The sequence below is a fragment of the Microbacterium sp. T32 genome, from assembly GCF_001619615.1.
In the GTDB taxonomy this organism is placed as follows: Bacteria; Actinomycetota; Actinomycetes; order Actinomycetales; family Microbacteriaceae; genus Microbacterium.
The window spans coordinates 40,020-53,221 of record NZ_LQQP01000001.1 but is presented as its reverse complement, the minus strand read 5'-3'; the positions used below and the strand labels follow the sequence as shown (position 1 = coordinate 53,221).

At 71.9% G+C, this 13,202-nt stretch carries 13 protein-coding genes; 9 read left to right on the top strand and 4 right to left on the bottom strand.

What is annotated here, in order from left to right:
- A complete protein-coding gene (proC, locus tag AVW09_RS00255; protein ID WP_063255982.1) occupies positions 1 to 846 on the bottom strand; it encodes a pyrroline-5-carboxylate reductase in 846 nt (281 codons plus the stop codon).
- 100 nt (positions 847 to 946) lie between these two features.
- Here proC and AVW09_RS00250 point away from each other — a divergent pair, with 100 nt between their 5' ends.
- Positions 947 to 2,059 carry an alpha/beta fold hydrolase gene (locus AVW09_RS00250; protein ID WP_063255979.1) on the top strand — a complete coding sequence of 371 codons (1,113 nt, stop codon included), beginning with the start codon at positions 947 to 949 and terminating at the stop codon, positions 2,057 to 2,059.
- 10 nt (positions 2,060 to 2,069) lie between these two features.
- Complete coding sequence (locus AVW09_RS00245) at positions 2,070 to 2,999, top strand: LLM class F420-dependent oxidoreductase (protein WP_063255977.1); 930 nt, start codon at positions 2,070 to 2,072, stop codon at positions 2,997 to 2,999.
- Position 3,000: 1 nt separating this feature from the next.
- Here the strand turns inward: AVW09_RS00245 and tadA are convergent, their stop codons facing one another.
- Positions 3,001 to 3,462, bottom strand: coding sequence for a tRNA adenosine(34) deaminase TadA (tadA, locus tag AVW09_RS00240; RefSeq protein ID WP_063256197.1), 462 nt, complete (start codon positions 3,460 to 3,462; stop codon positions 3,001 to 3,003).
- Positions 3,463 to 3,548: 86 nt separating this feature from the next.
- Between tadA and upp the strand changes: the two genes are divergently transcribed.
- Positions 3,549 to 4,181 carry a uracil phosphoribosyltransferase gene (upp, locus tag AVW09_RS00235; protein ID WP_063255975.1) on the top strand — a complete coding sequence of 211 codons (633 nt, stop codon included), beginning with the start codon at positions 3,549 to 3,551 and terminating at the stop codon, positions 4,179 to 4,181.
- Positions 4,182 to 4,213: 32 nt separating this feature from the next.
- Here the strand turns inward: upp and AVW09_RS00230 are convergent, their stop codons facing one another.
- The gene (locus AVW09_RS00230) at positions 4,214 to 7,762 is read right to left on the bottom strand and encodes a TM0106 family RecB-like putative nuclease (RefSeq protein ID WP_063256196.1); all 3,549 of its coding nucleotides are present in this window, start codon (positions 7,760 to 7,762) and stop codon (positions 4,214 to 4,216) included.
- A 116-nt stretch (positions 7,763 to 7,878) separates the two neighbouring features.
- Between AVW09_RS00230 and AVW09_RS00225 the strand changes: the two genes are divergently transcribed.
- The gene (locus AVW09_RS00225) at positions 7,879 to 8,382 is read left to right on the top strand and encodes a hypothetical protein (protein ID WP_156495888.1); all 504 of its coding nucleotides are present in this window, start codon (positions 7,879 to 7,881) and stop codon (positions 8,380 to 8,382) included.
- Positions 8,383 to 8,444: 62 nt separating this feature from the next.
- Entirely contained in the window at positions 8,445 to 10,505 is a 2,061-nt protein-coding gene (locus AVW09_RS00220; protein ID WP_063255971.1) for an NAD(+) synthase, read from the top strand.
- 11 nt (positions 10,506 to 10,516) lie between these two features.
- Here the strand turns inward: AVW09_RS00220 and AVW09_RS00215 are convergent, their stop codons facing one another.
- Entirely contained in the window at positions 10,517 to 11,014 is a 498-nt protein-coding gene (locus AVW09_RS00215; protein ID WP_063255969.1) for a DUF427 domain-containing protein, read from the bottom strand.
- Between the two features lie 103 nt (positions 11,015 to 11,117).
- Between AVW09_RS00215 and AVW09_RS00210 the strand changes: the two genes are divergently transcribed.
- The 4 genes from AVW09_RS00210 to AVW09_RS00200 all read left to right on the top strand — a co-directional run bounded on the left by AVW09_RS00210 (position 11,118) and on the right by AVW09_RS00200 (position 13,186).
- Entirely contained in the window at positions 11,118 to 11,315 is a 198-nt protein-coding gene (locus AVW09_RS00210; protein WP_063255965.1) for a hypothetical protein, read from the top strand.
- Complete coding sequence (locus AVW09_RS17420) at positions 11,312 to 11,461, top strand: hypothetical protein (RefSeq protein WP_156495887.1); 150 nt, start codon at positions 11,312 to 11,314, stop codon at positions 11,459 to 11,461. Before AVW09_RS00210 ends, AVW09_RS17420 begins: the two co-directional genes overlap by 4 nt.
- A 71-nt stretch (positions 11,462 to 11,532) precedes the next feature.
- Positions 11,533 to 12,477: an aldo/keto reductase gene (locus AVW09_RS00205; protein WP_063255962.1), complete on the top strand. Its 945-nt coding sequence runs from the start codon at positions 11,533 to 11,535 to the stop codon at positions 12,475 to 12,477.
- 151 nt (positions 12,478 to 12,628) lie between these two features.
- Positions 12,629 to 13,186 carry a phosphorylase family protein gene (locus AVW09_RS00200; protein ID WP_063255959.1) on the top strand — a complete coding sequence of 186 codons (558 nt, stop codon included), beginning with the start codon at positions 12,629 to 12,631 and terminating at the stop codon, positions 13,184 to 13,186.
- The last annotated feature ends 16 nt before the right edge of the window (positions 13,187 to 13,202 follow it).

Below are 13,202 nucleotides of genomic sequence, written 5' to 3'. Positions count from 1 at the left end.
TCAGGCCCCGGCGGCGAGTTCCTTGGCGCGGGCGAGAGCGGCCTCGGCCGCCTCGGTGAACGTGTCGTCGAGGTGCGCGGCCTGCAGGACGGCGACCGCGCGCTCGGTCGTGCCCTTCGGGCTCGTGACGCGGCGGCGGAGTTCGGCAGGGTCCACATCCGAGGATGCCAGGAGCGCCGTCGCCCCGATGAACGTCTGCTCCGCCAGGAGGCGCGCGGCGTCGTCATCGAAGCCCATGCGGACCGCGGCCTTCGTGAACTCCTCGATGAGCAGGAAGACGTAGGCAGGCCCCGAACCGGAGATCGTGGACAGCGCGTCGATCCGGGATTCCGGCACCTCGACGACCTGACCGACCGTCTCGAACAGCGCGCGGACGAGGGCGACGTCCTCTGCGGTGGCCGCGGCACCGGCCGCGAGACCCGTGACGCCCTTACCCACGAGCGACGGCGTGTTGGGCATCGAGCGCAGCGTCGCGACGCCGTCGCCGAGGTGCTTCGCGAACGTCGCGAGGGTCACGCCGGCCGCGAGGCTCAACACCACGGCGCCGGGGCGCAGGTGCGGGGCGATCTCGTCCAGCAGGTCGGGGACCATGGCCGGCTTCACGCCGATGAGGATGACGTCGGCGGATGCCGCGGCGGTCGCGTTGGCGTCGGGGGCTGCCTCGAGCGCGACGCTCGTCACACCCTCCAGCTCGGCCAGCTCGGCGGCCTTCGCGATCGACCGGTTGGTGGCGATGACGCCCCCGCCGGTGAGCCCCGCCGCGACGAGTCCGCGGAGGATCGCCCCTCCCATGGAACCTGCGCCGAGGAAGGCGAGCGGGGGCAGCGTGGGAGTGGCATCCGTCATGCACGCAAGTCTACGAAGCCTGAGTGCGGCGGATAGGGGCGAGCGTTAGAGTCGGAGCGCGTCCGTACCGGGGCGGACGCGAGCGACACGGAGGACCACCATGACTCTCTTCGACGGCATCACTTCGCGGCTGATCGAGACCGGTCGGCTGAGCGTCAACGTGCTCGAGCGCGCGACCGACGATCCCGCCACGGCCCCCGAGCACACCGTGGTCTTCGTCCATGGGAACGTGTCGTCCTCGCTCTTCTGGCAGGAGATCATGCAGGACCTGCCGAGCGACCTCCGCGTGCTCGCCGTCGACCTGCGCGGCTTCGGCGGCACCGAGCACGCCCCGATCGACGCGACCCGCGGCGTGCGCGACTTCAGCGACGACCTCCACGCGACCCTCGAGGCGCTCGGCATCCCGACCGCGCACCTGGTCGGCTGGTCGATGGGCGGCGGCGTCGTGCTGCAGTACGCCCTCGACCACCCCGTGCTCTCGCTCACGCTCCAGGCGCCCGTTTCGCCGTACGGCTTCGGCGGCACGCGCCGCGACGGCTCGCGGCTCACCGACGACGACGCCGGCGCGGGTGCGGGCGGCGCCAACCCCGACTTCGTGCAGCGCCTCATCGACCACGACACGACGGACGAGGCCCCGACCTCGCCGCGATCCGTCTTCCGCACGGGGTACGTCGCGCCCGGGTATACGAGCGACCACGAGGACGTGTGGGTCGAGTCCATGCTCACGACCTCGACGGCCGGAGGGAACTACCCCGGGGATGCCGTGGCCTCGCCGAACTGGCCGGGCTTCGCCGCCGGGACGATCGGCGTACTCAACACCATGGCGCCCAAGTACTTCGACGTCTCGGGGATCGTCGAGCTCGCCGAGAAGCCCCCGATCCTCTGGATCCACGGCACCGCGGACGCCATCGTCTCGGACGCCTCGTTCTACGACTTCAACCACCTCGGTGCGCTGGGCATCGTGCCCGACTGGCCCGGCGAGGAGGTCGCGCCCGCGCAGCCGATGGTGTCGCAGACGCGCGACGTGCTGGACGCGTACGCCGCCGCAGGCGGAGAGGTCACCGAGATCGCGGTGGAGGGCGCCGGGCACGCCCCACACCTCGAGCGGCCGGCGCAGTTCCGCCAGGCGCTGCTGACGGTGATCGGGTACGTGGGCCGTCCCGCCGACCCCGCCCCGCCCACCGAGGCGATCATCCTGCGTTCGGCCGACTGAGAGGTCCCCCGTGGAGTACTGCCTGTTCACCGAGCCCCAACAGGGCTTCTCGTACGACGACCAGCTCGCCTTCGCGCGCTCGGCCGAGACCCACGGCCTGGACGGCTTCTTCCGTTCCGACCACTACCTGCGGATGGGTGAGGGCGATCCGCTGCCCGGCCCCACCGACGCGTGGACGACCCTCGCCGGCCTCGCCCGCGAGACCTCCCGCATCCGCCTCGGCACGCTGGTCTCGTCGGTGACGTACCGGGTTCCCGGCATCCTGGCGATCCAGGTCGCGCAGGTCGACGCGATGTCGGGTGGCCGCGTCGAACTGGGCCTCGGTACCGGCTGGTTCGAGGCGGAACATGCCGCGTACGGCATCCCGTTCCCGCCCCGTCGATTCGACCTGCTGGAGGAGCAGCTCGCCGTCGTGACGGGCCTGTGGTCCACCCCGGCCGGAGAGACGTTCTCGTTCGAGGGCGAGCATTACCGCCTGGATGCCGCACCCGCGCTGCCGAAGCCCGTCCAGTCCCCCGTCCCGGTCATCGTCGGCGGCGGCGGCCCGAAGCGCACGCCGGCCCTGGCGGCGCGCTTCGCGACGGAGTTCAACATCGGCTTCGTCGCGGAGGACGTCGTCGCCGAGAAGTTCGCCGTCGTGCGCGCGGCGTGCGAGGACATCGGTCGCGACCCCGCGTCGCTGAAATTCTCGGTCGCGCTGCCCACGATCGTCGGCGCGGACGACGCCGCGATCGAGCGCCGCGCGGCCGCGATCGGTCAGACGCGCGCGCAGTTCGACAACGGCGCGAACCTCATCGGGCGACCCGAGCAGATCGCCGAGAAGGTCGAGCGTCTGCGGGCCCTGGGTGCAGAGCGCGTGTACTTCCAGCTCCTCGACCTGCGCGACGTCGATCACGCCGACGAGGTCGGCGCCGAGCTGCTGCCGCTGCTGCCCCGCTGAGTCAGGGCGCTCCGTCGTTGCGGGGCGCTCCGTCGCGGCGGTGCTCGAAGAAGTCCCGGAGCAGGAGGGATGCCTCCGCCTCGGCGACTCCGCCGACCACCTCGACGCGGTGCGGCAGACGTCGGTCGCGCAGAACGTCGTAGAGCGACCCGGCGGCGCCGGCCTTGGCATCCCAGGATCCGAAGACCACGCGCGGAACCCGCGCCTGCAGGACGGCCCCCGCGCACATCACACACGGCTCGAGGGTGACGACGAGCGTGCAGCCGGCGAGGTGCCAGGTACCCAGGTGCGCGGCGGCTTCGCGCAGCGCGACGACCTCGGCGTGGGCGGTCGGGTCGTTGGTGACCTCGCGGAGGTTGCGACCCTCGCCGATGACCTCGCCGGTGGGTCCGAGCACGACCGCCCCGACGGGCACATCGTCGTGGGTCGCGGCGTCGCCGGCGAGCGCGAGCGCGCGGCGCATCGCGGCGAGGTCGGCGTCGGTGGGGGTCACGGGGCTCCGGAAAGACGGGGGCGGAACGACGGGGTCGAGCGGCTAGCCTTGAGCCTATGCGTGTCCACGTCGCCGACCACCCCCTCATCACCCACAAGCTCACGGTGCTGCGCGACCGGCAGACCTCGTCGCCGGTGTTCCGTCAGCTCACCGAGGAGCTCGTGACGCTGCTGGCCTACGAAGCCACACGGAACGTGCGCGTGGACCCCATCGAGATCCAGACGCCCGTCACGACGACCCAGGGCGTGAAGATCAGCGAGCCGCGTCCGATCGTGGTTCCGATCCTGCGCGCGGGTCTCGGGATGCTCGAGGGCATGGTGAAGCTCCTCCCCACCGCGGAGGTCGGGTTCCTCGGCATGATCCGCGACGAGGAGACGCTGCAGCCGTCGACCTATGCCGAGCGCCTGCCCGACGACCTCAGCGACCGCCAGTGCTTCGTGCTCGACCCGATGCTCGCGACCGGCGGCTCGCTCGGCGCGGCGATCAAATTCCTCTTCAACCGCGGGGCGCAGGACGTGACCGCGATCTGCCTGCTCGGCGCGCCCGAGGGCGTCGCGGCGATCGAGAAGCAGGTCGAGGGACACGACGTCACACTCGTCCTCGGCGCGCTCGACGAGCGCCTGAACGAGAAGGGCTACATCGTGCCCGGCCTCGGCGACGCCGGCGACCGCCTGTACGGCACCGCCTGACACCGAGTCTTTGCCGGGCCTCCGCTGCGCCCTCAGCCGTCCGATCCGGCTCCGACGCCGACCAGGCGCGCGAAGGCGCTGAGGCGCGCCACACCCTCGGGGGTGCGCGGGAGGTCGTCGAGCAGGGACGGCGAGTACAGGACGTAGGCGGCCTGCATCGCGCGCGAGATCGCGACGTTGATGCGGTTGCGCAGCAGCAGGAACTCCAACCCGCGCGGCGCCTCACGCCCGGACGACGCCGCGAGCGTGAGGATCGCCACGACCGCCTCCTTGCCCTGGAACCGGTCGACGGTCCCCACCGGCACGTCGGCGTATCCCGCGGCGGCGAGGGCCTCCTCCACAGCGACCTGCTGCGCGTTGTACGGCGTGATCACGATGATGTCGTCGGCGCGCAGCGGGCGCGACGGGTGGATGACGGCGGCGTCGCCGGCCGCCCCGTCGGCTCCGACCCACTCCCGACCGACGAGATCGGCGAACAGAGCGACCACGGCAGAGGCTTCCTCGGGCGAGGCCGTCGCGTTGCCGCGGTGGCGGACCGCGACGGGGTGCAGGCCGGGCTCGACGCCCGCGAGCGTCCGCAATGCCGTCGAGGGGTGGGCGGCGAGGCGCCCCTCGTATGACAGCCGCGACACCGGCCCGGCGACGGCGGGGTGCATACGGCGCGTGCGCGCGAGGAAGTACCCGAACTCCGCCGGGACGACCTCGGCCCCGTCGATCACCCATCCGAGCGCCGATGTGTCGACGGGCTCGGGGTGCGTGCCCTGGCTCACCTGCGGCAGCTGCTGCGGGTCACCGAGGAGCAGCAGCCGCGTGGACGCGAGCGAGACGGCGATCGTGGATGCCAGCGAGAACTGCCCCGCCTCATCGATGACGAGCAGGTCGAGGCTCCCCCGCGGGATGCGGCCCTCGTGGCTGAAATCCCACGCCGTCCCCCCGACGACGAATCCGTGCGCGGCGTTCTCGGCGGCGAAGGCGGGAACGCCGTTCTTCGGCAGGACGGTGAAGGAGTGTTCCGCACCGGGGTCCTTCGGGGCCTTGCCCACGCGCGCGGCGGGGACACCGGCCGCGATGACCTGGTCGAGCATGTGCTCCACCGTCGCGTGCGACTGCGCCACGACCCCGACGCGGTAGCCGCGCTCGGCGACGAGCCGCGCGATGACGTGGGAGCCGACGTAGGTCTTACCGGTGCCGGGCGGACCCTGGACGGCGAGGTAGCTGTGGTCGAGGTCGGCGACGCTGCGGGCGATCGCGGTGACCTCGTCGTCGCCCGCTGCACCGTCGACCGCGGTCACGGACGCGAGTGCGCCGGACCGCGTGCGCGGCGGACGTCGGCGGAGGATGTCGGCCGCCGGTCCTTCGGGGAGCGTCGGGGCCGCGGCGAGGACGGCATCCGCCCACGCGTCGATGGCTTTCTGCTGGTTGCCCGCGCGGGGTGGCGCCGGGGGCGTGAGGGCGAGCGGGAACGTGTCCCACGTCACGCCGTCGACGGCGACCTCCTCGATGATCGCGCCATCGTCCAGCACCTCCCGCACCGTCACCCGACGCGCACCGTGGATCCAGCGCGGACGGACCTCGAGCGGGAACGGCGCCGGCAGGTCGTAGACCGCGAAGGGCTCGGCATCCACGGTCAGGCGACTCCCCGGCGCCACCTCACCGCGCACCTCGACCAGACGACGCTCGGCGCCGCGCCCCGACTCCGCGATGTGCCAGTCGGCCACGACCCGGGAGCGCGCGGCGTCCACGACGATGACGTCCCGCGTGTCCTCCCAGATCGACACCGGCTCACGCAGGCGCAGGAAGTGCGTCGCCCAGTAGGTCTTCTCTTCCCGCGGGTAGTAGTCGATCGCGGCGGCAGCGAGGCGCAGGGCCGTCGCGTCGGGCTCGGCGGCGTCCGCCGCCCACCGCTGCAGGGCGGTCGCGCGCGGCGACGGCTCGTACGCCTGCTCGTCGGGTTCCGCACCCCGCGCGGGCATGGCCCCGCCCTCGCGCGCGCGCTCGACGAGCCAGTCGCGCAGGCGGTGGGTGGAGACGCAGTCGTAGCGGTTGTAGTCGGCCAGGTCGTCGAGCACCCGCTGCGCGGCCTCGACCTCGCCGTCGGCGGCGAGCGCCCGCGCCTCGACGTACTTCACGATGGAGTCGTCGCCGCGCTGCACGTCGCTCGTGCGCACCTCGTCGCCCATGTAGAGCGGCTCGAGCTTCTTGATGGAGTACGACCGCGAGCCGACGCGCAGTGCGCGGCGCACCACGGGGTACAGGTCGACGAAGACGCCGTCGCGCAGGAGGCGGTCGACGTCGCCCTCCCGCACGCCGTACCGCGCCGCCATCGTGAGCAGGTGCGTGGGCTCGTACGGGGCGTAGTGGTAGATGTGCATGTCGGGGAACTGCTCGCGCCGCACCGCCACCATGTCGAGGAAGCGCTCGAGCGCCGCGCGTTCCTCGTCGAACGTGTGCGCCCACAGTGCTCCGTAGCGTTCGCGGGTGTCGACCCAGCCGAAGAGGTAGTCGATACCCCACTGTTCGCGATCGCCCTCGGTGTACAGCGGGTCGCCCTCGAAGTCGAAGAACAGGTCGCCGTGGTCGGGGCGGGGCAGGACGCCGAGCGCCTTCGGGGCCACGACCTCGAAGGTCGGCACGACGTGCTCGCCCGCAACGCCGTCGCCCGCGGGGCTCTCGAGCTGCAGCCGTGCCTGCGTGCGGAGGGAGACGAACGTGTCGACGCTCATCCCCTGCGGAGCCGCGGGCGCGTCCGCCAGCGCGTCGATCGTGTGGATGCCACCGGCCCGCAGCCGATCGCGCTGCACGGGGCGCATCCCGGCAACGAGCAGCAGGTCGCGGTGGGCGACCACCTCGATCTCGCACGTGGCGCACCGGCCGCACGCGACGACCGCGAGATCGCCGCGGGGGTCGCCCCACGGGACGACGGGACCGGCCGCGCCCAGCTCGACGCGGCGATCGGCGATGAGAGCGCGGAGGCGCGCGCGGCGCAGCTCGAAGACGGGGAGGAGATCGTCGACACGGTGCGTGCTCGTGCCGCCGTCGCCGAGCAGCAGCTGCACCTCGTCGGAGCGCGCGACGCCGAGGCGGTCGAGCTGATCGACGTAGGCCGCGAGCTGCATGAGGGCGGTGACACGGGCGCGGCGCGCGAGCTTGGTGTCCTGCACGATCCAGGGCCGCGCGCCGCCGTCGCCCTCGTCGGGCTCGCGGACGAGGAAGTCGGCGAAACCGACGAACTCGCCGGTCGCGAAAGCCGCCTGGTAGACGACCTCGGCGGTCGGGTCGGCGAGTGCCGCGTCGGTGAGGCGCACGGCCTCGGCGAGCGCCGCGGCGTCGGAGGAGCGGGCGGCGGGGATCTCGCGGACGCCCGCGCCGAAGCGGCGGCGGTAGTCGTCGAGCACGCGCAGCTCGTGCGCGGTGCCGAGCGCCGCGGCGCGTTCGAGCGTGGCATCCTCGGGGTCGGGCACGGCCTCGATGCGGCCGATTTTGGCGTCGATCGCCCGGAGCCAGGCGAACTCGCACTCGGCTGCCGCTTTCAGGTCGCTCGCGCTCCAGACGATCCGGGCCTCTTGCTCGATGTACCGCATGATGGTCAACGCTAATCGGGGCCGCCGACATCGCCGGTCGCACTGTCCACACCTCGTTCGTCGGAGAGCCGCGCGGGGTTCACCGACCGCACGTAGTGTCCGACTGGGGGGCGAGGATGAGAATTCGGGCTGCGGCGGCGATCGTCGGCGGAATCGTGCTGCTGGGCGGGTGCAGCGGCGGCGCTGTGCAGCCCGACGCGGATCCTGGCGCGGACGACGCGGCAGTGAGGGCGACGACGCTGTCGATCCTGTGCGCCACGCGCACCTACCAGCAGGAGTTCGCGCATTTCGCGGAGCAGGAGATCACCCTCGAGACGTTGACGCAGCTCCGGGAGATGTCCGACGACGGAGCCGATCTCTTCCATCGCAGCGCCGCCGCGTTCCGCGATCCGGGTACCCCGTGGCCCGACGACATCCGTCCCGACATCGAGGCGGTGGCGTCCTACTACGACCACGGCGCCACCCTCTTCGAGCACCTCGGCGCCGCGAACGACACGGAATCGCTCGCGGTCGTCTTCCAGGATTTCCAGCAGCTCCCCGACGTCTCGGACGCCCTCGGCCGGGTCGCCGCCGGGGCAGGAATCAGCGCCGACCTCGCCGGGGAGTGCGATTCGCGCTGACGCCGCCCCGGGTCCGCGCACACGCACCGCCGCGTGTCCGCGCCACCTGACAGACTGGAGCGGTGATCACCGAGCTGCCGTTCGAGAACGTCTACCGGCACGGCTTCGCGCGCGTGGCGGCGTGCACGATCCCCGTAGCCGTGGCCCACCCCGCGACCAACGCCGAAGCGGTGCTGGCCTCGGCGCGTGAGTGCGACGCCGAGGGGGTCGCGATCGCCGTGTTCCCCGAGCTCTGCCTGTCGGGCTATGCGATCGACGATCTCGTGATGCAGGATCCCCTGCTGGATGCCGTGGAGGCCGCGGTCGCGCGTGTGGTCGCGGCATCCGTCGATCTCCTGCCCGTCCTGCTCGTCGGGGCGCCCCTGCGCCACGGCAACCGCCTCTACAACTGCGCCGTCGTCGTGCACCGCGGGCGCATCCTGGGCGTCGCGCCGAAGTCGTACCTGCCGACGTATCGCGAGTTCTACGAGCAGCGCTGGTACGCCCGCGGCGACGACACCGCCGGCCAGCACATCACCGTCGTCGGCGAGACCGTGCCGTTCGGCACCGACCTGCTGTTCGACGCCGTGGACGTCCCCGGGCTCACGCTGCACACCGAGGTGTGCGAGGACGTGTGGGTGCCGATCCCGCCGTCCTCCCCCGCCGCGCTGGCCGGCGCCACGGTGCTCGCGAACCTCTCCGGCAGCCCCATCACGATCGGACGCGCCGACGACCGCAGCCTGCTGTGCCAGTCGCAGTCGCTCCGCTGCCTCGCCGCGTACGTCTACGCCGCCGCGGGTCAGGGCGAGTCGACCAACGACGTGTCGTGGGACGGTCAGACGATGATCTACGAGGGCGGACAGCTCCTCGCCACGACCGAGCGGTTCCCCGACGGTCCGCGGCGCAGCGTCGCCGACGTCGACCTCGACCGCCTGCGCCAGGACCGCCTGCGCCAGGGCACGTTCGAGGACAACCGCCGGACGGCCGGAACCCCGTTCCGCACCGTGGCGTTCGAACTGGCGCCCCCGGCCGCCGACCTCGGACTGCGGCGCTCGCTCGACCGCTTCCCCTTCGTCCCCGACGACCCCGCGCGTCTGGCGCAGGACTGCTACGAGGCGTTCAACATCCAGGTGTCCGGGCTCGTGCAGCGCCTCGAGGCCATCGGCCGCCCGCGCCCCGTCCTCGGCGTGAGCGGCGGGCTCGACTCGACCCACGCCCTGTTGGTGATCGCCCGCGCGATGGACCGCATGGGCCGTCCGCGCAGCGACATCCTCGCCTACACGCTCCCCGGGTTCGCCACGAGCGAGAGGACCAAGCGCAACGCGATCGCCCTCGCCGAGGCGGTCGGCGCGACGATCGAGGAGATCGACATCCGCCCCGCGGCATCCGAGATGCTCTCCCGGATGGGCCACCCGTTCGCCGCGGGCGAGCCGGTGCACGACGTCACGTTCGAGAACGTCCAGGCGGGTCTGCGCACCGACTACCTCTTCCGCCTGGCGAACCAGAACGGCGGCATCGTCATCGGGACGGGCGATCTGTCCGAGATCGCGCTGGGCTGGTCGACGTATGGCGTGGGCGACCAGATGAGCCACTACTCCGTGAACCCGGGCGTGCCCAAGACGCTGATCCAGCACGTCATCCGGTGGGTGATCTCGGCCGGCGAGCTGAGCGCCGCGACGGTCGAGGTGCTCCAGGCCGTGCTCGACACCGAGATCAGCCCCGAGCTGGTGCCGGCCGGGCAGGACGGCAAGATGCAGTCCACCGAGGACCGCATCGGCCCCTACAACCTGCACGATTTCACGCTCTACCACGTGCTGCGTTTCGGATTCCGGCCGTCGAAGATCGCGTTCCTCGCCGCCAAGGCGTGGGAGGACCCGGATGCCGGATCCTGGCCTGCGGGCTACCCCGAGGGCGCGCGGCCGTCCTACGACCTCGTCACCGTCGCGCGGTGGATGGAGGTCTTCCTGCAGCGCTTCTTCGGGTTCGCGCAGTTCAAGCGCACCGCCATCCCGAACGGACCCAAGGTCTCCCCCGCGGGCTCGCTGTCACCGCGCGGCGACTGGCGTGCACCGTCGGACGGAAACGCCCGAGCATGGCTCGCTGAGCTCCACGCCGCGATTCCCGAGGCGTTCGCGAGGGACTGAGGCGCGTGCCCTCACCAGCCCATCGAGCCGGGGACGCCCTTGAAGGGCCCGGCGAGGTCGTCGGTGACCCATCCGCCGTAGAACCCGCCGGGCTGCGGCCGCACCGTCTCCCCCGCGACGATGCAGCGGTCCATCGGTGCGGCGTACACGGCGACGCGATCCGCGAGCACCTCGTAGCCGGGCATCGGACTCGGGTAGTTCCACGCGGCACGCTCGGCGACCACCCCGCCGCCCCCGTGCACGTCGAAGTACCGCGCACCGCCCTTGAACTCGCAGAAGGACGCGCCCTGACCGAGCGTCAGCGCGTCCCCGAAAGCGGCGATCGGCAGGTAGTAGACGGGCGGGTGACTCGTCTCGAGCACGCGCACGACATCGTCGGTGTCGACGATCCGGATGCCACCGAAGTCGATCTGCACGCGCTTCGGGACCCTCTCCACCCGCGGCGGCCGCGGGTACTCCCACACGGATTCCTGGCCGGGTCGGACAGCGTCGGGAACGGGTCGCACCATGGATCAAAGGTACGCCGCGCCGGCGTCACGAGGGTCGGCCGTGATCGAAGCGTGGCTCAGACGGTCACAGCGGTTCGATAGCCTGGTGGCAGGAGGGGCACGAGTGAGCGGCAAACACGGCACCGGAACCAGTCGGCGGTACCGCGTCTACCAGGTGGGCGGGATCGTTCTCGGCGTGCTGTTCCTCGGGCTCGGCATCGCCGCGCTCCTCGCGGGCGGCGGCCCCGTGATCGCCGCCATCGCCGGAATCGGAGGCCTCGCCGTGATCATCGTGTCGATCGTGATGATGGTGCGCTCGTGAGCGTCCCCGACGACGACGGGCAGAACGACAAGCCCCGCAGGTACCCGCGCGGGCAGGTCGTGATCTGGATCGCGGTGTCCGCGGTCGGCCTCTGGCTGCTCGGCAGCGGGCTCATCGGCATCCTGTCGGGCGGCTCGGGCAACTGACGGCGCGGCGGGAATTCCCCGCGGATGGGGTCGTTGTCTCGAAGGCACCCATTCCCGAACGGAAGGCCATCATGACGCGCATCGGTCGTAGCGACCTCGACATCCGTCCCCTCTCCCTCGGAGGCAACGTCTTCGGCTGGACCGCCGACCGAGACACCTCCTTCGCCGTGCTGGATGCCTTCCACGCCGGCGGCGGCGACTTCATCGACACCGCGGACGGCTACAGCCACTGGGCGCCCGGCAATTCGGGTGGCGAGAGCGAGACCCTCATCGGCGAGTGGCTCGCGAGCCGGAAGCCCGAGAACGTCGTCGTGGCCACGAAGGTCAGCACGCACCCCGACTTCCGCGGTCTTTCTGCGAGAAACGTCCGTGCCGCCGCGGAGGCCTCCCTGAAGCGCCTCGGCGTCGAGGCGATCGACCTGTACTACGCGCACTTCGACGACCCCGAGACCCCTTTGGAGGAGACCGTCGGCGCCTTCGCCGAGCTCGTGTCCGATGGGCTCGTGCGGTACGTCGCCGTGTCGAACTACACCGCCGAGCGCATCCGCGAATGGATCTCCCTCGCCGAAGCGGCCGGCGCCGACCTGCCCGTCGCCGTCCAGCCGCACTACAACCTCGTGCACCGCGAGGCGGTCGAGAGCGAGATCGTCCCCGTCGCCGAGGAGTTCGGCCTCTCGCTGGTCCCCTACTACGCGCTGGCCAGTGGCTTCCTGACGGGCAAGTACCGGACGACGGATGCCGCGGGCGATTCGCCCCGCGCCGGCGGGGCCGCGAAGCTGGCGACGCCCGCGGGCCTCGCCGTCATCGACGCGCTCGAGGAGATCGGCCACGCGCACGGTGCCTCGATCGCGACCACGGCCCTCGCGTGGCTGCGCGCCCAGCCGACGGTCGTCGCCCCCATCGCCAGCGCGTCGCGCCCCGAGCAGGTGGCGGACCTCGTCGCGAGCATGTCGCTCGAGCTGTCGGGCGACGAGCTCTCCCGCCTCGACGAGGTGTCGACGGCAGCGCAGGACTGACCCTGCGACGGGGGGCGGATGCCACTCCGCGCCCGTCGCGGCACATCCTCAGCGATCTGCACCGTGTCAGCGGCATCCCGAGATTTCGGCTGACGCTGCGCGGATCGCGGAGGATGCGCGGCACGGGCGCGGCGTCGGTCAGAATGGGGAGGTGAAGCTCCTCGTCGCCGCCCACGCGTCCGAACTCGTCGCCTTCGAACCCGACATCCCCGGTTTCGACACACTGCTGACCGGCGTCGGCAAGATTCCCGCCGCATACGCGCTGACGCGCGCGCTGTGCGAGGGCACGTACGACGAGATCGTGGTCGTCGGCACCGCGGGTGCCATCGATCCGGAACTCGAAGGCGGCATCTACGACATCTCCGCCACGATCCAGCACGATGTGAAAGGGCTCGACGGCACCTTCGGTCAGCACGTCTGGCTGCCCGCGCGGGTCGACATCGCTCCCGAGGGCGTCGTGATCGCCACGGGCGATCACTTCGTCGACGACGCCGAGGCCGTCGCCCTCATCCGCGGACTCGACGCGCGCATGGTCGACATGGAGTCCTACGCGCTCGCGTGGGTCGCGCAGCAGTTCGACGTGCCGATCCGCATCCTGCGCGCCGTGTCGGACCGCGCCCAGGACGGCGCGACCGAACTGTGGGACGACGTCGTCGAGCGCTGCAGCCACGAGCTCCGCGCGAAGATCCGCGAGCTGTACGGGGTCTGACGGCTCCCCGCGCGCG